The 19,451-nt window shown below is 65.8% G+C and carries 21 protein-coding genes; 10 read left to right on the top strand and 11 right to left on the bottom strand.

Features of this window, described 5'->3' with window-relative positions; all coding sequences use genetic code 11:
* The first annotated feature begins 21 nt into the window (after positions 1 to 21).
* Positions 22 to 1,197 (top strand): pyridoxal phosphate-dependent aminotransferase, encoded by a 1,176-nt coding sequence (locus tag H7A76_RS26560; protein ID WP_022644058.1) that lies wholly within the window; start codon positions 22 to 24, stop codon positions 1,195 to 1,197.
* A gap of 97 nt (positions 1,198 to 1,294) precedes the next feature.
* Here H7A76_RS26560 and H7A76_RS26555 read toward each other — a convergent pair whose 3' ends face one another.
* Positions 1,295 to 1,732: an RrF2 family transcriptional regulator gene (locus H7A76_RS26555; RefSeq protein WP_185701259.1), complete on the bottom strand. Its 438-nt coding sequence runs from the start codon at positions 1,730 to 1,732 to the stop codon at positions 1,295 to 1,297.
* A 131-nt stretch (positions 1,733 to 1,863) separates the two neighbouring features.
* On the opposite strand from H7A76_RS26555, the gene H7A76_RS26550 reads away from it, so the two are divergent.
* A complete protein-coding gene (locus H7A76_RS26550; protein WP_185701258.1) occupies positions 1,864 to 2,568 on the top strand; it encodes an NAD(P)H-dependent oxidoreductase in 705 nt (234 codons plus the stop codon).
* Between the two features lie 150 nt (positions 2,569 to 2,718).
* On the opposite strand, the gene H7A76_RS26545 is transcribed toward H7A76_RS26550, so the two are convergent.
* The 7 genes from H7A76_RS26545 to H7A76_RS26515 form a co-directional block, all read right to left on the bottom strand.
* A complete protein-coding gene (locus H7A76_RS26545; protein WP_185701257.1) occupies positions 2,719 to 3,504 on the bottom strand; it encodes a hypothetical protein in 786 nt (261 codons plus the stop codon).
* 68 nt (positions 3,505 to 3,572) lie between these two features.
* A complete protein-coding gene (locus H7A76_RS26540) occupies positions 3,573 to 3,920 on the bottom strand; it encodes a DUF2493 domain-containing protein (RefSeq protein ID WP_185701256.1) in 348 nt (115 codons plus the stop codon).
* Entirely contained in the window at positions 3,908 to 5,617 is a 1,710-nt protein-coding gene (locus tag H7A76_RS26535; protein WP_185701255.1) for a Na/Pi cotransporter family protein, read from the bottom strand. The genes H7A76_RS26540 and H7A76_RS26535 overlap by 13 nt, the downstream gene beginning before the upstream one ends.
* Before the next feature lie 27 nt (positions 5,618 to 5,644).
* The gene (locus H7A76_RS26530; protein ID WP_185701254.1) at positions 5,645 to 5,845 is read right to left on the bottom strand and encodes a hypothetical protein; all 201 of its coding nucleotides are present in this window, start codon (positions 5,843 to 5,845) and stop codon (positions 5,645 to 5,647) included.
* A 122-nt stretch (positions 5,846 to 5,967) separates the two neighbouring features.
* The gene (gene mgtA, locus H7A76_RS26525) at positions 5,968 to 8,679 is read right to left on the bottom strand and encodes a magnesium-translocating P-type ATPase (RefSeq protein WP_185701253.1); all 2,712 of its coding nucleotides are present in this window, start codon (positions 8,677 to 8,679) and stop codon (positions 5,968 to 5,970) included.
* A 290-nt stretch (positions 8,680 to 8,969) separates the two neighbouring features.
* Positions 8,970 to 9,254 carry a hypothetical protein gene (locus H7A76_RS26520; RefSeq protein WP_185701252.1) on the bottom strand — a complete coding sequence of 95 codons (285 nt, stop codon included), beginning with the start codon at positions 9,252 to 9,254 and terminating at the stop codon, positions 8,970 to 8,972.
* 411 nt (positions 9,255 to 9,665) lie between these two features.
* Positions 9,666 to 10,016, bottom strand: coding sequence for a hypothetical protein (locus tag H7A76_RS26515; protein ID WP_185701251.1), 351 nt, complete (start codon positions 10,014 to 10,016; stop codon positions 9,666 to 9,668).
* Between the two features lie 348 nt (positions 10,017 to 10,364).
* Here H7A76_RS26515 and otnI point away from each other — a divergent pair, with 348 nt between their 5' ends.
* Entirely contained in the window at positions 10,365 to 11,147 is a 783-nt protein-coding gene (gene otnI / locus H7A76_RS26510; protein ID WP_185701250.1) for a 2-oxo-tetronate isomerase, read from the top strand.
* A 15-nt stretch (positions 11,148 to 11,162) separates the two neighbouring features.
* On the opposite strand, the gene H7A76_RS26505 is transcribed toward otnI, so the two are convergent.
* Both H7A76_RS26505 and H7A76_RS26500 read right to left on the bottom strand, forming a co-directional pair.
* Positions 11,163 to 11,432, bottom strand: coding sequence for a hypothetical protein (locus H7A76_RS26505; RefSeq protein ID WP_022644069.1), 270 nt, complete (start codon positions 11,430 to 11,432; stop codon positions 11,163 to 11,165).
* A gap of 131 nt (positions 11,433 to 11,563) precedes the next feature.
* Positions 11,564 to 12,301: an ABC transporter substrate-binding protein gene (locus H7A76_RS26500; protein WP_185701249.1), complete on the bottom strand. Its 738-nt coding sequence runs from the start codon at positions 12,299 to 12,301 to the stop codon at positions 11,564 to 11,566.
* A 184-nt stretch (positions 12,302 to 12,485) separates the two neighbouring features.
* Here H7A76_RS26500 and H7A76_RS26495 point away from each other — a divergent pair, with 184 nt between their 5' ends.
* Both H7A76_RS26495 and fabV read left to right on the top strand, forming a co-directional pair.
* Positions 12,486 to 13,517, top strand: a complete 1,032-nt coding sequence (locus H7A76_RS26495) for a lysozyme inhibitor LprI family protein (RefSeq protein WP_185701248.1) — start codon at positions 12,486 to 12,488, stop codon at positions 13,515 to 13,517.
* A 210-nt stretch (positions 13,518 to 13,727) separates the two neighbouring features.
* On the top strand, positions 13,728 to 14,924 hold the full coding sequence (fabV, locus tag H7A76_RS26490) for an enoyl-ACP reductase FabV (protein WP_124346661.1): 1,197 nt from the start codon (positions 13,728 to 13,730) through the stop codon (positions 14,922 to 14,924).
* Positions 14,925 to 14,981: 57 nt separating this feature from the next.
* On the opposite strand, the gene H7A76_RS26485 is transcribed toward fabV, so the two are convergent.
* Positions 14,982 to 15,422, bottom strand: a complete 441-nt coding sequence (locus H7A76_RS26485) for a hotdog fold domain-containing protein (RefSeq protein WP_185701247.1) — start codon at positions 15,420 to 15,422, stop codon at positions 14,982 to 14,984.
* A gap of 209 nt (positions 15,423 to 15,631) precedes the next feature.
* Here H7A76_RS26485 and H7A76_RS26480 point away from each other — a divergent pair, with 209 nt between their 5' ends.
* From H7A76_RS26480 to nudK, 5 genes are all read left to right on the top strand, one after another.
* The gene (locus H7A76_RS26480; protein WP_185701246.1) at positions 15,632 to 16,249 is read left to right on the top strand and encodes a TetR/AcrR family transcriptional regulator; all 618 of its coding nucleotides are present in this window, start codon (positions 15,632 to 15,634) and stop codon (positions 16,247 to 16,249) included.
* An 83-nt stretch (positions 16,250 to 16,332) separates the two neighbouring features.
* The gene (locus tag H7A76_RS26475; protein WP_185701245.1) at positions 16,333 to 17,031 is read left to right on the top strand and encodes an AzlC family ABC transporter permease; all 699 of its coding nucleotides are present in this window, start codon (positions 16,333 to 16,335) and stop codon (positions 17,029 to 17,031) included.
* On the top strand, positions 17,028 to 17,342 hold the full coding sequence (locus H7A76_RS26470; protein ID WP_185701244.1) for an AzlD domain-containing protein: 315 nt from the start codon (positions 17,028 to 17,030) through the stop codon (positions 17,340 to 17,342). The genes H7A76_RS26475 and H7A76_RS26470 overlap by 4 nt, the downstream gene beginning before the upstream one ends.
* A gap of 67 nt (positions 17,343 to 17,409) precedes the next feature.
* Positions 17,410 to 18,396: an SMI1/KNR4 family protein gene (locus H7A76_RS26465; RefSeq protein ID WP_185701243.1), complete on the top strand. Its 987-nt coding sequence runs from the start codon at positions 17,410 to 17,412 to the stop codon at positions 18,394 to 18,396.
* The gene (gene nudK / locus H7A76_RS26460; RefSeq protein WP_185701242.1) at positions 18,393 to 19,346 is read left to right on the top strand and encodes a GDP-mannose pyrophosphatase NudK; all 954 of its coding nucleotides are present in this window, start codon (positions 18,393 to 18,395) and stop codon (positions 19,344 to 19,346) included. The genes H7A76_RS26465 and nudK overlap by 4 nt, the downstream gene beginning before the upstream one ends.
* The last annotated feature ends 105 nt before the right edge of the window (positions 19,347 to 19,451 follow it).

Below are 19,451 nucleotides of genomic sequence, written 5' to 3'. Positions count from 1 at the left end.
TTTTTTGCCAGGAGTTTCGCCATGCGTTTTTCCAAGCTGACTCAACGTATCGCCGGCGATGGCGCCGCCGCCTGGGACATCCATTACCGGGCCCTGGCCAAGCGCGAGCGGGGCGAGCCGGTGTGGCTGCTGTCGGTGGGCGACCCGGATTTCGACACCCCGCAGCCCATCGTCCAGGCGGCCATCGACAGCCTGCGCGACGGCCATACCCATTACGCCGACGTGCGCGGCAAGCGTGCACTGCGCGAGGCCATTGCCCGCCGTCACCAGTCGCGCAGCGGGCAGGCGGTGCAGGCCGATGAGGTGGTGGTGCTGGCCGGTGCCCAGTGCGCGCTGTACAGCGTCGCCCAATGCCTGCTGGACCCGGGGGACGAGGTGATCGTCGCCGAGCCGATGTACGTCACTTACGAGGCGGTGTTCGGCGCCTGCAATGCCCAGGTGGTGCCGCTGCCGGTACGCGCCGAGGAGCGTTTCCAGGTGCGTCCAGAGGACGTGGCCGCGCGCATCACCGGCAAGACCCGGGCACTGGTGCTCAACAGCCCGCACAACCCCACGGGGGCGAGCATTCCCCGGGCCACCTGGGAGGCGTTGGCGGCGTTGTGCATCGAGCATGACCTGTGGCTGATCTGCGATGAGGTCTACAGCGAACTGCTGTACGAGGGCGAGCACGTCAGCCCGGCCAGCCTGCCGGGAATGGCTGAGCGCACCGCGACCCTCAACAGTTTGTCCAAGTCCCATGCCATGACTGGCTGGCGCCTGGGCTGGGTGGTGGCCCCGGCGCCCCTGGCCGCGCACCTGGAGAACCTGGCACTGTGCATGCTCTATGGCTCGCCGGAGTTCATCCAGGACGCCGCCATCGTCGCCCTGGAGCAACCCCTGCCGCAGTTGGCGGCGATGACCGAGGCCTACCGCCAGCGGCGCGACCTGGTCTGCGATTGCCTGGCCGACTGCCCGGGTGCCCGGCCGCTGAAGCCCGATGGCGGCATGTTCGTGATGGTCGACATCCGCGCCACGGGCCTGAGTGCCCAGGCCTTCAGCGAACGGCTGCTGGACGAGCAGGGGGTGTCGGTATTGGCCGGTGAAGCCTTCGGTCCCAGCGCCGCCGGGCATATCCGCCTGGGCCTGGTGCTGGAGCCCGAGGCCCTGCGCGAAGCCTGCCGGCGCATCGCCCGCTGCGCCAGCGATTGCCTCGCCTAGGCGCAGGATCGTCGGAAGGCCCTGCGGGCCTTGGCGCAGGCCGCGCACGGGCGCGTAGCGGCCGCAGGGTTGGGGATCGTTGGAAGGTCCTGTGGGGTTATGCGCGGTCGGTTTCCAGGGGCGGATCGAAGGCCACGAACAGCTGGTCGGCGGTGATGTTGGCCAGGTCCTGGCGCATGTTGCGCTCCAGCAGGCCGAACAGCCGGGTGAAGACGTCGAACACCTTGCAGTGCTCTTCCATGCCGGAGAAGGGGTTGTCGATCTTCTCGGCGATCAGCGAGCTTTCCTGCACCGCGTCGTAGACGTCCTGCAGGGTGATCTGCGCCGCTGGGCGGGCCAGGGTCAGGCCGCCCTTGGGGCCACGGCAAGAGGCGAGGATATCGGCCTTGACCATCTGCGATACCAGGTTGCGCACCCGCGCCGGGTGGATCTTGACCCATTTGGCGATGGTCTCGGTGCGCAGCTTCTGCGGCGCGTTGGCGGCCACGAAGGACAGGATGTAGGAAGCGGTGATCAGGCGGGTCGACTGGCTCATGGGTGTCTGCACGTCCCTGGGAAGGCGCCAGTATGCCAGCGCTGGCCGTTCAACGACGCGGTGAAAGCGATTGTGTGGAAAATAAAGTATTTGTTACGGTAACAATTATAAATAGGCCCCGAGGAACCGCCATGAATGTGTTGATCGTCCACGCTCACCCCGAACCGCAATCCTTCACCGCCGCGCTGCGCGACCAGGCTCGCAGCACCTTGCAGGCCCTGGGGCACCAGGTGCAGGTCAGCGACCTGTACGCCATGGACTGGAACCCGGTGGCCAGCGCCGCCGACTTTGCCCGGCGCGATAACCCCGAGTACCTGGTCTATGCCTTGGAGCAGCGGGTGGGGGTGAAGAACGGCGGGATCGCCGCCGACATCCAGGGCGAGCTGGACAAATTGCTGTGGGCCGATCTGCTGATCCTCAATTTCCCGGTGTACTGGTTCTCGGTGCCGGCCATGCTCAAGGGCTGGATCGACCGGGTGCTGGTGTCCGGGGTGTGCTACGGCGGCAAGCGTTTCTACGACCAGGGCGGCCTGGTGGGCAAGAAGGCCCTGCTGAGCCTGACCCTGGGCGGGCGCGAGCACATGTTCGGCCAGGGGGCGATCCACGGTCCGCTGGAGGACATGTTGCGCCCGCTCTTGCGCGGCACCCTGGCCTACGTCGGTTGCCAGGTGCTGGAGCCGTTCGTGGCCTGGCACGTGCCCTATATCAGCCAGGACGCGCGCGAAGGGTTCCTGGCCCAGTACCGCCAGCGCCTGGAGCGCATCGATGAGGAGCAACCACTGGTGTTCCCGCGCCTGGAACAGTTCGACGACGCCCTGTACCCGTTACCGGCGTGATGGGCTTCGTGTAGCCGCTGCCGCAGGTTGCGCATGGGCGCCTAGCGGCCACGGGGTTGGCGATTGCTGGAAGGCCCTGCGGACCCTGGCGCAGCTTCGCGGGCTCAGCAGCGGCTACAGGGGTTGTAGCCGCGGCCGTGGGGGATCGGCTCAGAAGCGCAGGGTGACACCGGTGGTCAGCCAGCGGTCGCGCCGGTCCGTCAGGTGCTGGCCCAGGATCAGGTCCAGGTCCAGGGCGTGGCCGATGTGCAGGCGCGGGCCGGCTTGCCAGGCTTGTTCGCCGCCGCGCTGGCCGTAGCGCTCGGCGATCAGGGTCAGGCTGGGCAGCAGCTCGTATTCCACCCCCGTGCCCCAGGTCCAGCGATGGTGCTGCTGGCCGTCGTCATAGGCGTGGCTCCAGCCGGCACTGAGGTTCAGGTGCAGCGCGTCGCTGGGGCTGAAGGTCAGCGGCAGGCTGAGGTCGCCACCGTCGAAGCTGTGGCTGCGGTTCAGTGCCCAGTGGGCGGAGCCGGCGAGCGCCAGCTGCAGGCCCAGGTCGTCGCGGTCCAGCAAGGCCAGCTTGACCTGGGGGCTGAGCTGGGTTTCGCCGTGCTCGGCGCTTTGCTGGCGTTGCAGCGCGGCGCCCAATTGCACCCCAGGCAGTTGGCTGAAGGTGCAGGCCGGCACCAGCACGCTATTGTGGTTCGAGCCTTGGCGGCGATCGGCCTGGTACCAGAAGTCGACATTGCATTCGCCGGGGGCGTTGATCCCGCCGTTGTCCACCCCGTAGGCGCCACCGGCGGCCTGGGCCTTGGAGCACAGGGCCAGGGTCGCGGTGGCGCCGGCGGTGATGGCCAGGAACAGCAGGTTGCGCTTGAGCATGCGGCTTTTGGCGACGGGCAGCGGTTGGTCCCAGGCGCGGGTGCGGGAGGAGCGATGCGGACGATGCTGGGTCATGGCGAATCTCACGGCTGTGGGCGCCTGGTGGGCGGCGCCCGGGGTTGGCGTCATGAAGTGGCGGGTGATCACTCACCCAGGCCCAGGGTCTGGATGCCCCGGGTCCGGGCTTGGGCCAGCAGTTCCTCGGTGTCGTCGCCACCGGGCAGGGCGAGGACGATGTCGGGGCGGCTGTCGGCCAGCATGAAACGGTTGCGCAGGCGCTCGGCGTGCTTGCCGTGCAACTGCCAGTTGGGCGGGTAGCGGACCAGGTCGGCGCCGATCTCCCGGGCCCAGTCCTCGATCTGCGCCCCGAGGAACTGGCTGCCGCCATGGATCACCACCCGTACCGGGTGCAGGCGCTGGAAGGCCTCCAGCACTTGGCGGCAGCGGCGGCTGTCGGTGTAGTGGCGACCGGCGCAGATCAGGACGCGCATCGACTGTCCTCCCGGGTGTCGTGCGACTGGCCGGGCAGGCTCTCGGCCAGTGGCTCGCCGAGATAGCCATGCTCGATGTCACGCTCGCCGGCCCGTTCCAGCACTGGGTAGGCCAGGGCGGCGATGTGGTGGTGGACCCGCCGGTAGTCGCGCAGCAGGCGCTGGAAAATGTCCCCGGACTCGGCCCAGGCGCTGCGGTCTTCGCGCAGTTGGCGAAAGTGCTCGCGGCCGGCGGCGGCTTCCAGGCGGCGCACGTTCTCCTTGCGTGCCACCAGTTGATGAGCGGTGGCCAGGTCTTCGCGCAGGAACACCGTGACCGCGAGGCTGAGGCTGGCCAGCAGTTCCTGGTGCAGCGGCACCAGGGACCCCAGCTCGAAGGCGGAGAACGGCTCGCTGCGGCGCAGGCGTCGTACCGCCAGCTGCGCCAGGCTGCTGCTGAGGATGTCGCCGGCGTGCTCCAGGTTGATCACCAGCAGCAGGATTTCCTGGGAGCGGTCGGCGTCCTGGTCGCTGATGCCTTCCTTGCCGATGTCCGCCAGATAAGCGCGGATCGCCGCGCTGAGCAGGTCCAGGGACTGGTCGATCTGGCGGATCTGCTCGGCGTTGGCCACCTGCGAGGTGCGCAGCAGTTGCAGGACCCGGTCGAGCATGCCCGAGAGCATGTCGGCCATGCGCAGGGCCTCGCGGGCGGCATTGGCCAGGCCGATATTGGCCACTTCCAGCCCGGCCTCGTCCAGGTACAGCGGCATGCCCGGGTCGGTCACTGGCGGTGGGGCCGGCAGCAGGCGGGTCAGCAGCTTGCCCATGGGCTCGGTGAAGCCGATGAACAGCAGCCCCAGCACCAGGCTGAAGACGCTGTGCAGATAGACCACCAGCAGCGCCCCGGGCAGTTGGCGCACGCCTTCGAGCTGGGCCAGTGCGCCGATCCACGGCAATACCAGCGCCACCCCGGCCAGGCGCACCAGCAGGTTGCCCAGGGGCAGGCGCCGGGCGACGTTGCCGCTGGCGCCCAGCAGCGAGGGCAGGCCGCCGCCGAGATTGACCCCCAGCACCAGGGCCATGCTGGTGGCCGGCGACAGCAGCCCGGTGCCGGCCAGCGAGGCGACCAGCAGCACCACTGCCACGCTGGAGTGGCACATCCAGGTCAGCACGACCGCCACCAGCAGCGCCAGCAGCAGGTCGCCGTCCAGGCTTTGCATCACCAGGCGCAGCACCGGGGTGTGCTCCACCGCGCCCAGGGTGGCACCGAGCGTGCCCAGGGCCAGGAGCATCAGGCCCAGGCCGATCAGCGCGGCGCCGATGCTTTCAAAGCGCGAGTCATCGCGCAGGCGCAGGCACAAGAAGCCCGCCAGCAACGCTACCGGGGCGGCCAGCGAGAGGTCCAGGCTCAGCAGCTGGACCACCAGGGTCGAGCCGATGTTGGCCCCCAGCATCACCGCCAGCGCCGGGGCCAGGCTCAGGGTGCCGGCGGCGGTGAAGGAGCTGGCCATCAGGCTCACGGCGGTACTGCTTTGCAGCACCCCGGTGATGCCGATGCCGCACAGCAGCGCCAGCCAGCGGTTGTTCAGGTGTTGCCCGAGCCAGTGGCGCAGCGGGCTGCCGAAGCCGCGCAGCAGCGAGTTGCAGATCATCTGCGAGCCCCACAGCAACAGGGCGATGGCGCCGGCCAGGTTGATCAGAAGGGTGGTTCCCGACATGAGGGTTCTCCCGGGACGGGTGCGGGTTCAGGCGATCGCCAGGCGCAGCGAGGCGCGGTTGATGGCGGCGCTCACATCCAGCACGAAACGCATTTCCACGGCGCTCAACAGGCCCCGCACATAGAGACGGCAACCCAGGCGGGCGAGCAGCCGGGCACAGGCGCACAAGGCGCAGACCAGCAAGGCCTTGAGGCCGCGTTGCAACGAAGAAAAAGGCTTGAGGTACATGGCGATGCTCCTTTCGGGCGAGCGCTGTCGGCGTCGGCACGGCGCGGGCCGCGCCGACGGTGGCGTCAAGGGTCTCGATCACAAGCGACCGCCGGCGGGCGGCCGCGCCACGTTTCAGGCCCTTAGAACCACTGCTTGAAGCGGCGGATGTACAGGGTCTTCATGGTCTGGGCGACCACGCAGTAGCTGAGCAGGGTGCCCACCAGCCAAGGGAAGTACTCCCACGGCAGCGGCACCAGGCCGACCATGCTGCCCAGGGGCGAGAAGGGCACGTAGATCCCCAGCGCCATCACCAGTCCCGTGGCCAGCATCACCGGCAAGGCCGCGGTGCTCTGGATGAACGGGATCTTGCGGGTGCGCAGCATGTGCACCACCAGGGTCTGGGACAGCAGCCCCTCGATGAACCAGCCGGACTGGAACAGCGCCGCCATCTCCACGCTGTTGGCGGCGAACACGTACCACATCAGGGCGAAGGTGGTGATGTCGAAGATCGACGAGGTCGGCCCGATCCAGATCATGAAGCGCCCGATGTTGTTGGCGTCCCACTTGCGCGGCTTGGCCAGGTACTCCTTGTCCATCTTGTCCCAGGGCAGGGCCAGCTGGGAGAAGTCGTACATCAGGTTCTGCAGCAGCAGGTGGATCGCCAGCATCGGCAGGAACGGGATGAAGGCACTGGCCACCAGTACCGAGAACACGTTGCCGAAGTTGGAGCTGGCGGTCATGTTCAGGTACTTCATGATGTTGCCGAAGGTCTCGCGGCCCTTGATTACCCCTTCCTCGAGCACCATCAGGCTCTTTTCCAGGAGGATGATGTCCGCCGATTCCTTGGCGATGTCGGTGCCGCTGTCCACCGAGATGCCGACGTCGGCGTCGCGCAGGGCCGGGGCGTCGTTGATCCCGTCGCCGAGGAAGCCCACGGTGTGGCCGTTGGCCTGCAGGGCCTTGAGCACCCGCGACTTCTGCAGCGGGGTCAGCTTGGCGAACACCGTGCGTTCTTCCACCAGCCGGCCCAGGACCTGGTCGTCCATGTGCTCGATGTCGCGGCCCAGCAGTGGCTCGCCGGCTTCCAGGCCGACCTCGCGGCAGATCTTGGCGGTGACGATGGGGTTGTCGCCGGTCAGTACCTTGACCGCCACGCCGTTGTCGCGCAGGGCGGCGATGGCCGGGCCGGCGGTTTCCTTGGGCGGATCGAGGAAGGTCAGGCAGCCTTCGATCACCAGCTCGCGTTCATCGCTGGCGCTGTACTGGCTGCGGGTCTGGCCTTTGGGCAGCTCCCGGGTGCCCACCAGCAACACGCGAAAGCCGTCGCGGTTGTAGCGTTCGGCCAGGGCCAGCAGTTGTGCCCGGCGCTCGGCGTCCAGCGCCACGGCGACGCCGTCCTGGCGCACCCGGGTGGCGGTCTCGAGCATTTCCTCCACCGCGCCCTTGCACACCAAGAGGTGCTGGCCATGGGCGTCAGCGAGGATCACCGACAGGCGCCGGCGCACGAAGTCGAACGGCAGCTCATCGATCTTGCGCCAGGCGGCGGGCGGGGTGAAGCGCGGGTTCTCCTCGGCGAAGGCCACCACCGCGCGGTCCATCAGGTTCTTCATGCCGCTCTGGTGGTAGCTGTTGAGCCAGGCCAGTTGCAGTACCTGGTCGCAGCGTTGGCCGTCGATGCCCACGTGGTGCTCGAGGATGATCCGGTCCTGGGTCAGGGTGCCGGTCTTATCGGTGCAGAGCACGTCCATGGCGCCGAAGTTCTGGATCGCGTTGAGGCGCTTGACCACCACCTTGCGCTTGGCCATGGCCGCGGCGCCCTTGGCCAGGTTGGCGCTGACGATCATCGGCAGCATTTCCGGGGTCAGGCCGACGGCCACCGCCAGGGCGAACATGAAGGCATCGGCCCAGTCGCCCTTGGTGAAGCCGTTGATCAGAAGCACCACCGGCACCATCACCAGCATGAAGCGGATCAGCAGCCAGCTGACGCTGTTGACCCCGCGGTCGAAGGCGGTTTGCGAGCGCGAGCCGACGATGGAACGGGCCAGGGAGCCGAAGTAGGTACGCGCGCCGGTGGCCACCACCACGGCGGTGGCGGTGCCGCTGACCACGTTGGTGCCCATGAAGCAGATGTTGGGCAAATCCAGCAGGTCTTGCTGGTCGGCGGCCTGGGCCTTGGCGGATTTCTCCTGGACGGCACCCAGGGTGTCGTACTTCTCCACCGGCAAGGCTTCGCCGGTGAGCACCGCCTGGCTGATGAACAGGTCGCGGGATTCGATCAGGCGGATATCGGCGGGGATCATGTCGCCCGCCGCGAGCTGGATGATGTCGCCCGCCACCAGTTCGCGCATCGGTACTTCGCGGACCCGGGCCTGCATGCCCATCTGCTCGCGCCGCAGGACCGCGGCGGTGGTGCGGACCATGGCCTTGAGGGCCTCGGCGGCCTTGGCCGAGCGGTGCTCCTGCCAGAAGCGCATCAGGCCGCTGGCCAGGACCATCACCAGGACGATGATGACCCCGGTGAGATCGGTTTCTTCGCCGGCCTGCAGCGGCAGCCAGAAGTCGGTGAAGAAACTGATACCGGTCAGGGTCATCAGTACATAGATGAAGGGGTTGTTGAAGGCTTGCAGCAGTTGCACCAGGGCGTGCGGCGGACGGTCGTGGGCGACCTCGTTGTGGCCGTCCCGTTGCAGGCGGCCTTCGGCGTCCAGTTCGGTGAGGCCGGCGGTGCTGGAATTGACATTGGCCAGGGTCACGGCCAGGCCGTTCCGGGCTTCACGGGCGGCGCGCATCGACAGCTTGTGCTGGTCGCCGGTGGCGTTGTGGTTGCGCGAAGTTGCGATTTTTACAGTCATGGGTGTGTGCTCCTGCCGCTTGCTGACGGCGCGACACACGAGCCACTCAACTTATCAAAGGCGAGCGAAAGTATGTCGAACCGCAGGTTGGCGATCGATGTTGATCTGGGCGTCTTTCAGGATTTAACGTTCGCTGCCCACACAATGAAGTTGCATGGACAGCGAACCTACTACTGGCCTCTTCCATAACTTTCTCCGGCATGTTCATTAACTTGAAGTCGATAGGCTGCCGACAAGTTCCTATATAAGGAATTCGTCTTTGAATAACGAAAGTTATTGGCGCCTGGAACTTAGGTGCGAGCCCCGAGATACAGGCCAAGGATCAAGGCGGCCTGGGTGAAGAGCCAGGCCGCGCTCCGACTCTGCGGGTCCTGGCTGTCGTCGAAGCTCCAGCGTTGTTGCAGTTGGCCGCTGGTGGGGCAGACACGCCAGTTGGCCCGCAGGTGCGTGGCGCAGGTGGGTGTGGGGCGAGAGAAAGGCGAGCGGGCCTGGGCCTTGGGCTCAGGGCGCAACTTGACCCGCATGGTCGCGGCAAAGGCGCGGACACCGGGCATTACAGAGGAAGTGAAGGTCATAACAGTTGCCTCGCGACCGGACTGGCTCCGGAGGAGGCAAGTTACGTAGGAGCGTCAAGCTCTAGCGCAGCTCACCCGACCGTGGAGTCGAGTCCCGTCTTGTTCAGGGTTAAGTGCCTGGCGGTGCCCGAGGGCCGCGACCAGACAGCGTCTAGATACTGTGTCCATTGGCTTCTTTGGTGAGTTGGAAAAAAGGCCGGTTTGACCGGCCCGCGCAATTTACTCAGGGCGCTGGGATGAGTCAAGTTCAAATTGCCCGATAATCAATGTTCGATGATGTTTTTTTCAGCTGAGGTTCAGGTGGGGGATAAGTAACTTGTGAACTTGCATATATGAAGCGGGCGGGTAATAAAAAGTGCCCATGATCGAAAAACATCATGGGCACCGAATGATCGAAAAGTTGCCAGGACCTTAGTTGAGCAGGTGCTGGGAAATGTCCTTGTAGGTGGCGCTGTCAGTGGCGGCCATCAATTGCCTGCCATCCTTGAAGGTGCCGATGAAGGTCACCTCGTTTTCCGTGCCCGCGATCAGGTAGCCGGCCAGCGCCCCCACCGGACCCAAGAGCATGGCGCCGGCCAGGCCGTAGCCCAGGGCGTCGCGATTGGCCACGGGACTTTCGCTGGCGATTTCCAGGGACTTGAACGCCGATGCCTTGACGTCGACCCCGGCACTGTTGAATACCGTCTTGAGCCTGAAGGTACCGTGCCGGTATTCACCGGTGCCTTGCAGGAAATCACCCGATAAAACCTCGATCTTTGCCATGTTGAATCATCCTTATCCAAGCATAACCAGACAGGCCATTGAGCTCGCCGTCATGGCGGGCGTCAACGGAGTCGCGATGAAGGGCACTACCACCAGTCAGCAGCCCTCGTGCATTCAGCCTCGGCCAGTGCTCCGCTGGCGATGCTGATCCAAGTCAGGGCTGTGAATGTTTGTAGCAGCCAGCCGACCAGTGCCCCGGGGCTTCCGACCAGCGGTGCGGCCAGCGATGGCAGAAGGGGACGAGCGGTATGAAGAGCCAGTGTCCGGCCATTACCTTGCGGTGATCCATGACGGTTGTATTACCCTGCGCCACTGATCGTCGTCCGCTTTCGGGTCCCTGGAGTCGCCATGCCTCGCTTCGCCGCCAACCTCAGCATGCTCTACCCGCAACACACCTTTCTCGAGCGCTTCGCCGCAGCTGCCGCCGATGGCTTTGTCGGCGTGGAATACCTGTTTCCCTATGAGCATCGCCCCGAGGCACTCAGGCAGCGCCTGGACGACCACGGCCTGCAGCAAGTGCTGTTCAACGCACCACCGGGGGACTGGGCGGCGGGGGAGCGTGGCACGGCCTCGCTGCCCGGACGCGAGCAGGAGTTTCGCGCAGGGTTCGCCCGGGCCCTGGAGTACGCCACGGTGCTGGGTAATCCACGCATCCATGTGATGGCCGGATTGCTGGCCGACGAAGGCGAGCGGGCCCGGCACCATGGGGTCTACCTGGAGAACCTGGCCCATGCCTGCGCCCGGGCCGCCGAGGTGGGCATCACGGTACTGGTGGAGCCGATCAACACCCGGGACATGCCGGGGTTCTTCCTCACCCGCCAGGACCAGGCCCAGGCCATCTGCCGCGAAGTAGGGGCCGACAATCTCAAGGTGCAGTTCGACTGCTACCACTGCCAGATCGTCGAGGGTGACGTGGCCACCAAGCTGCGCCGCGACCTGGCGGGCATCGGCCATATCCAGGTCGCCGGGGTGCCACAGCGCCATGAACCGGATCAGGGGGAGTTGCATTACCCCTACCTGTTCCAGTGGCTGGATGAGCTGGGTTATGCCGGCTGGGTCGGTTGCGAGTACCGGCCCCGGGGCGACACCAGCGCCGGCCTGCAATGGCTGCGGGACTGGCAGGCGCGTTGAGCCGATGGCCCCGGGCTAGGGGCAGAAGGGGCAGTACAGGTTGTCCAGGAAGTCATCGCTGTGGATGTTCGCGTCCAGGACCTGCACCACCACCGGGCCGTGGCGCGGGCACTCCAGCACTTGCCCGGCGCCGCTGCGGGCGGGCTGTTCTGCGCTGAACTCGTTGCAGCCGCACCAGGGGCACTTTTGCAGGGGCTGTTCGTGCTGCCCGAGGATCGCCAGTGTCCAGCCGCAGCCGGTGCAGTTCAGGCGGTGAAGGGCGCGGGCAGGGGTGAAGGTCGGCATCGATGGTTCCTCGGTAGGGTGCTCAGGGCAGTGGCTCCCGGGCCTGGCGGCTGTTGAACCGCGAAGAGCCGTGCCGCAAGCAGTGTGGGTGGGGCATGGGGCGATACTGATAGGGGCCGGTCATGCTCGGCTCAATCGGTCGATGTGCGTGGGCGGTCGATCCTCCAGCGCTGCTTGAGCCGCAGCAGGCTGCCATCGCGCTCCATCGCCTCCAGGGCCTGCTGCCAGCGGGCGACCTGGGCCGGGTCAACCTTGGGCGAGAAGGCGATATAGGCATCCTGGTGCATCAGCGGGATCTGGTAGCGCAGCTGTTCCAGCCCCATGCCTTGCTCGGCGGCGAAGGTGCCGACGCTCATGGTGTCGGCGACCACGTACTGCACGCGGCCGATCTGCAGCAGGCGCATCATGATTTCCGGGCTGTCCACGCCCCACAGGTTGGCCAGGCCCTGTTGCCGGAGGACGCTGTAGACCAGCCACTTGCGCGGCACGGCGATCTGGCCCTGGGTCTGTTGCAGGTTGGCCACTGGCGTGGTGTCGCTGCTGCGGCTGTAGAGCGCGGTCTCGGTCTGCATCAAGGGCCCGACCCACTGGTAGCGGTTTTCGCGCTCGGCCGTGCGCAAAATGGTGAACACGGCGGTGTCGGCTTCCTCGCTGGCATCGCGCAGGGCCCGCAGCATCGGCCGTTGCTGGATCTGGACAGGGTCGCCGCTGCGTTGCGCCAGGGCCTGCACCACGTCGACGGCGAAACCTGCCATGTGCTCGCCCTGCTGGAAGTGCAGCGGCGGGTGATTGTCGGTCAGCATGCGCAGCTCGCCAGCGTGGGCCGCAAGGCTCAATAGCGGCAACAGTGCCTGCAGCATCCATTTCATGCAGTGCCCTTGGAGGTTCAAAAGGCAGAGCTTAGTACGACTGGTTGCCGCCTGTCGCGATAAACGCTGCTGGCTCTGTGCCTGGCTTCAGAGGGCGATGCCCGGGGCTTTTTTCGTCGGGATATCGCTGAAAACACGCCACTGCAGTTATTCTTGCGCCGCCTTTTCAGAATGGAATCGACCCATGTTCGCTCCCCTTGTTCGTCCCTTGCGAGCCTCTGGCTTGCTGTTCGCGGTCCTGGCCTGTTCCCAGGGCGTGCAAGCCAGCAGTTTCGACTGCGCCAAGGCCACTAGCGCCAGTGAAAAGGCCATCTGCGCCGACGCTTACACCGCCAAGCTGGACAGCCGCCTGGGCAAGGCCTGGACGGCGACCCTGGGCGAGGCCAAGGACCCCAAGGCGCTGCGCCTGGGCCAGCGTGAATGGCTCAAGCAGCGCGACCAGTGCCAGGCCGACCTGGGCTGCCTGCGCAGCCAGTACCTGAGCCGCCTGATGGTACTGCGCTATGTGAATATTCCGTTCAACTGGCAGGGTACCTGGCAGCGGGTCTCGGTCAGCCCGTTCTATGGCGGTGAGCTGGTGATCCGGCGCACCGGCGAAGATCGTCTGAGCTTCGACCTGTCAGCCATGGGTGGCGCCAATTCCGGTGCGCTCGCAGGCGCGCTGCAGCTCAAGGACGGTGAAGCGCGCTACGGCGTCGAGGGCTGCACGTTGCGCTTCACCCCGCGCAACGGCCTGTTGCAAGTGACCCAGGAGGGCGACCCCTATGCCTGCGGTGCCGGTTCGGGGGTGTATTACGACGGGCTCTACGTGGCCTCCCAGCAGATCCTGGAGAATCAGTACGATTTGCTGTCCACCGCGCTGGTGCGTACCGAGGAGGAGGACCAGCGAGCTCGGAAACTGCTGCAAAAGGACTACCAGACCCTGCTCGACAGCGGCTCGGTGTTCTCCCAGGACACCTCGGCCGAGCTCAAGGGCGCCGAGGTCACCGATATGTGGCTGCAGGGGCTGGCCAATACCAATGCGGCGATTTTCGTGCGTGGAGCCCAGGGGCAGCTGTGGGTCGCGCTGCTGGCGGTGGTGGGACCCAAGGATGAGGTGCGGGTGCGTTACTACACCACCGAACCCGAGTGGAAGCACAGCCTGCCGGACGTGGTGCAGGCGTGGTACGAAGAACGCACCAAGGGCAAGCATCTGGCACTGGACATGATGCCCTGACCCGGCGCCCTGGAATTTACGCGCGGGGATGCTGAAGCCTGCTCGCGCAACTGCTAGAGTCTCGCCCCTGGCAGGCGGGGACACCCGGTCCTGGCGGACAAATTCCAGCGGTTGGTGACGCGAAGCCCGCGAGAGCGTCTACGACTTGTGCAAGTGACACCGCCGCCGCCGTCATCGGCGCCTGGCACATTTGAAATTGGGAGAATCTGTATGGTCATCAAACCCCGCGTTCGCGGCTTTATCTGTGTGACGACCCACCCGGTCGGCTGTGAGGCCAACGTCAAGCAACAGATCGATTACGTCACCCAGCAGGGCGCCATCGACGCAGGGCCGAAGAACGTACTGGTCCTCGGCGCTTCCACCGGCTACGGCCTGGCCGCGCGGATCACTGCAGCCTTCGGCTGTGGCGCCAATACCCTGGGCGTGTTCTTCGAGCGCGGCAGCGTCGACGGCAAGCTGGGCACCGCCGGCTGGTACAACAGCGCGGCGTTCCACAAGTTCGCCGAGGAAAAGGGCCTGTACGCCAAGAGCATCAACGGCGACGCCTTCTCCGATGCGGTCAAGGCCGAAACCATCGAGACCATCAAGCGCGACCTGGGCAAGATCGACCTGGTGGTCTACAGCCTGGCCGCCCCGCGCCGCACCCACCCCAAGACCGGTGAAGTGCTGAGCTCGACCCTCAAGCCCCTGGGCAAGTCCGTGACCCTGCGCGGTGTCGACACCGACAAGGAAATCGTCAAGGAAACCACCCTGCAACCAGCAACCCAGGAAGAGATCGACGGCACCGTGGCGGTCATGGGTGGCGAAGACTGGCAGATGTGGATCGACGCCCTGCACGAAGCCGGCGTCCTGGCCGAAGGCGCCAAGACCACCGCCTTCACCTACCTGGGCGAGAAGCTGACCCACGACATCTACTGGAACGGTTCCATCGGCGAAGCCAAGAAGGACCTGGACCAGAAGGTCATCGGCATTCGCAAGGAACTCTCGGACCTGGGCGGCGATGCCCGGGTGTCGGTGCTCAAGGCCGTGGTGACCCAGGCCAGCTCGGCGATCCCGATCATGCCGCTGTACCTGTCGCTGCTGTTCAAGGTGATGAAGGAGCAGGGCAGCCACGAAGGTTGCATCGAGCAGGTCTACGGCCTGTACAAGGACAGCCTGTACAACCCGAACCCGATCATCGACGAAGAAGGCCGCCTGCGCGCCGACTACAAGGAACTGCAACCTGAGGTCCAGGACCGCGTGAAGCAGCTGTGGGACGAAGTCACCAGCGAGAACCTGTACCAGCTGACCGACTTCGCCGGCTACAAGCAGGAGTTCCTGCGCCTGTTCGGTTTCGAGATCGACGGTGTCGACTACGAAGCCGATGTCGATCCGGACGTGAAGATCGACAAGCTGGTCCAGCTGTAACGCTACTGCCCGCGTCACCAACGCCCCTCCATCGTGAGGGGCGTTGTCGTTCATGGCTCAGGCCAGCTTCACGTTCATGGTGATCTGCGCGGTGAACACCGCTTGCTCCTGGCCATCGAAGGCCGTCACCGCCACCACCTTGTCCCCGGCGCTGGACCAGTCCACCGCGCTGCCGTCGGCCACTGCCCGGATATCGCCCTTGGCCTTGGCCAGGTAGGCCACGGTCATGCCCTTGGGGATCCACCGCGCGCCGGTGGGAATCGACACATCGGTCATGACCCCGGCCGCCAGTTCGGCGGCATTGCACAGGGCGATGGCGTGCACCGTACCCAGGTGGTTGGTGATTTCCCGGCGAAACGGCACCCGCACCTGGCAGTGGCCGGCCTGCAATTCATCGATCAAGGGCGTGATGCTGGAGAAGTAGGGCGCCATCTGGCAGGCCATCTGGGTGAATTTTTCCGCCCCGGCGGCGGTGAACATGCTGAGAACCTGGCTCATGGAAATGCCTCGCTGTCGCAAGAGAATGGGTTTACAGAATAATATTCTGTAAAAGAACAATATTCTGTGAAAAGAAAACCTGTCAAGCTATGGGCCTTGGCAGGCCGTTGAAAAACGTAGGCGAGCGATGGCAACGCAGGTAGTTTTTGAACGGCCTGTTAGGCTCGAGCCTGCCCTATCCACTGACCTTGCAAGGAGCCAGATTCCCCATGCCGGATGCCGATCTGCTGGAGCGCTGCTACCCGGGCCGTCGCGCCGAACTCAAGCGCACCATCCTCCATCGGGCCCTGGGCTGCTTCAACCGCCTGGGCCTGGAGGCCACCACCATCGAGATGATTCGTGCCGAATGCGAGACCAGCGTCGGCGCCATCTATCACCATTTCACTAACAAGGAAGGCCTGGTCGCCGCGCTGTTCTTCACCGCCCTGGACGACCAGGCGCAATTGCGCGACCGCTACCTGGCCCAGGCGCAGACCCTGGAGCAGGGCGTCCAGGCCCTGGTGCACAGCTATGTGGATTGGGTCGACGCTCAGCCGGAGTGGGCGCGGTTCCAGTTCCATGCGCGATTTGCCGTGACCCGTGGGCCCTTCGGCCAGGAACTGGCCGAGCGCAACCGCACGCGCAACCGCCGCTTGCTGGAGTGGCTCAAGGCCCGCTCGGCGTCGGACGCTTTGCCGGCCATCCCGGCCGAATTGCTACCGTCGTTGATCATCGGCCAGGCCGAGAGCTATTGCCGGGCCTGGTTGTCCGGGCGGGTCCAGGGGCGACCCCGGGAGTACCGCGAGCACTTGGCCGCCGCGGCCTGGCGTTCCATCTCCGGCTTGTAGCAGGCGCAAGTGCGCAAGATCGTTCAAGCCAGGACCGGCAGCGGCTGGCACAGTCCGGGTCCATCCTTTGCGTGCGGGGTTCCATGTCCAGCATTCTTCTACCGCGCGCCGCCTTCATCCGCGGCGCCATCGCCATCGTGCCCTTGTCCCTGGCCACCGCGCCCTGGGGCTTGCTGGCCGGTTCCATGGCTATCGAGGCCAATCTCACGCCGTTGCAGGGCCAGGGCCTGTCGAGCATCGTGTTCGCCGGTGCCGCGCAGCTGGTGGCCATCGGCATGCTCAAGGGCGGGGCGGGGATCTTCTCGATCCTGCTGACCACCTTGCTGCTCACCTCCCAGCACCTGCTGTACGGCATGAGCATGCGGTCGGTGATCGCGCCGTTGCCAGGACGCTGGCGCCTGGGCCTGGGCTTTCTGCTCACCGACGAGCTGTTCGCCCTCACCAGCGCCCACGACAAGCAGCAGTTCGATCGCTGGTATGCCCTGGGCGTGGGCCTGACCTTCTACGTGGCCTGGAACCTGTTCACCCTGCTGGGCATCGTGCTCGGCAAGAGCATTCCGGGGCTGGAGCACCTGGGGCTGGACTTCTCCATCGCCGCCACCTTCATCGCCTTGATCACCCCCCTGGTGCGCAATGTGCCGACCGTGGTCTGCGTCGCGGTGTCGTTGTGCTGCTCGGTGCTGTTGAGCTACTGGCAATGGGGCTCGGCCCTGGTGATCTCGGGCCTGGCGGGCATGACCGCGGGGTTTGTCTGCAACAAGCTGTATCGGGGGCGCGCATGATGGTCTGGGCAGTGATTTTCGGCATGGGCCTGCTGGTCTTCCTCAACCGCTACGTGTTCCTCGAACCGCGCCTGCCGCTGCGCTTGAGCAGCCATGCGCGGCAGTTCCTCGGTTTCGCCGTGCCGGGCATGCTCACCGCGATCTGCGGGCCGATCGTATTCATGCCCGAGCACCAGTTGAACCTGCGGCTGGACAATCCCTACCTGTCGAGCTCGCTGGTGGCCATCGTGCTGGTGATCTACGCCCGCAATACCTTGCTCAGCATGCTGCTGAGCATGGGCTTCTTTTTTCTCTTGCGCTGGTGGCTGTAGCGGCCGATTGCGGTAGCCTGGGCACCTTTGGGCCCAGGCGGCCCGCCAACCGCAACGGAAGCACCGGATGAGCGAATTTCCCCATGACATCGACCTGGACCAGTTCTGGGGCCAGGATGATCCCGCCAAGCGCCTGCCACCTCCCAGCGACCAGCTGATCGCCGAACTGCAAGAGGAACTGGGCTACCGTTTCCCCGATTCCTACGTGGCCTTCATGCGCCTGCGCAATGGCGGGCGGCCCGAACTCACCTGTTTCCCGGTGGAGCAGGGCACCTCCTGGGCCGAGGATCATTGTGCGATCGACTCGTTCCTGGCCATCGCCCGTGAGGGTGGCGACAGTCTGGGCGGACCTTCCGGCAGCCGTTTCATGATCGAGGACTGGGGCTATCCGGATCTGGGGATCTACATCTGCGACTGCCCGTCCGCCGGGCACGACATGGTGGCCCTGGACTACCGCGAGTGCGGCCCCCAAGGCGAGCCGCGGGTGGTGCACGTGGACCAGGAAGGCGACTACGAGGTGACCGTCCTGGCCCCGAATTTCGAGGCCTTCGTCCGTGGCCTGGTGTCCTGGGAGGTCTACGACACCTCCGAGCAGGACTACCTGGATGACCTGCACAAGGTGGCCAATGCCGAATTCTCGCCGATGCTGGCCGAGCTGCTGGAGCACTTCGCCCAGGTGCCGGACCTGGGCCCGCGCATCCGCCACATCGCCCTGGGCATCGTCCAGGACAAGCGCTACTTCGCCCTGCATGCCGACCCCTTGTCGCAACTGCTGTACGACCTGCAGTTCTGGCTGTACCAGGAGCGCCACGGGGTCATCGGCAAGCAGCAGTACCTGCAGGACTACCGCGAGATGATCGCCTTCGCCAAGGGCTTCGGCACCGGCGGTTACGCCCCGGACTTCATCGACGCCTGGTGGCGCGCGCGGATGGCCGGTGGCCAGTTGCTCCAGGTCGGCGGCGGCTTTGCCTTCAGCGCCGATTATCGCCAGCACTTGCTCGACCAGCTGGCCGGCTTTCCCGCCACCCCACTTGATCTGCAGGAGCAGCCATGAGCAAGGCCACGATCCGCATCACCGGCGAGCAGACCCTCTCCGACAACTGGTATGTGCTGAAGAAGTACAGCTTCGAACTGCGCCGCCGCGACGGCAGCTGGCAGGCCCAGACCCGCGAGGTCTATGACCGCGGTAACGGCGCCACCATCCTCTTGTACAACCTGGAGCGGCGCACGGTGCTGCTGACCCGGCAGTTCCGCATGCCGGCCTATGTCAACGATCACGACGGCTACCTGATCGAGACCGCCGCCGGGCTGCTGGACAACGCCAGCCCCGAGGTGCGCATCCGCCAGGAAGCCGAGGAGGAAACCGGCTACCGGGTCGATGAGGTGCAGAAGGTCTTCGACGCCTTCATGAGCCCCGGCTCGGTGACCGAGCGCGTGCATTTCTTCATTGCCCGCTACCAGGCCGAGGACCGGATCGACGACGGCGGCGGCCTGGAGCACGAAGGCGAGGACATCGAAGTCCTGGAACTGGATATCGACCAGGCCCTGGGCATGATCCACAGCGGGGAGATCGCCGACGGCAAGACCATCATGCTCCTGCAATACCTGCAGCTGCATGTGCTCAAGCCCCGCAGCCTGATGGTGCTGGTGGCCGGTCCTTACCGTTCCGGCACCGGGGACGATCCGGCGCTGCTGGCGCGCAACGTCGAGGCCATGGAGCAGTGTGCGGCGCAGGTCCTGGCCGCCGGGCATTTCCCGCTGCTGGGGGAGTGGGTGGCCCTGCCCATGACGCGCCTGGCCGGTTCCACGGCAGTGGGCGATGAAGTCTACGAAGCGCAGTTCCATGCCTATGCTGCACGCCTGTTGCAGCGCTGCGACGCGGTGTTGCGGATCGGCGGGCCATCGGCCGGTTGCGATGCCATGCTCGAGCAGGCGCGGCGCCAGGGCCTGGCCATCTACCATGGGGTCGAACAGTTGCCGGTAGTCGCCGTCGAACGCAGCTGAGCCATCCAGCTTCTCCTCCCTCGCGCCAGCGGCGCCCGGGTTCACCCGGGCGTTCCGCCGACGTCTGTCCATCCGTACAATGTGGCTGCCAGCCCCGTGGAAAGA

Source organism: Pseudomonas sp. MSSRFD41 (assembly GCF_014230245.1).
In the GTDB taxonomy this organism is placed as follows: Bacteria; Pseudomonadota; Gammaproteobacteria; order Pseudomonadales; family Pseudomonadaceae; genus Aquipseudomonas; species Aquipseudomonas piscis.
The sequence above is the reverse complement of the archived record's forward strand: the minus strand, read 5'-3'. Positions and strand labels throughout refer to the sequence as shown.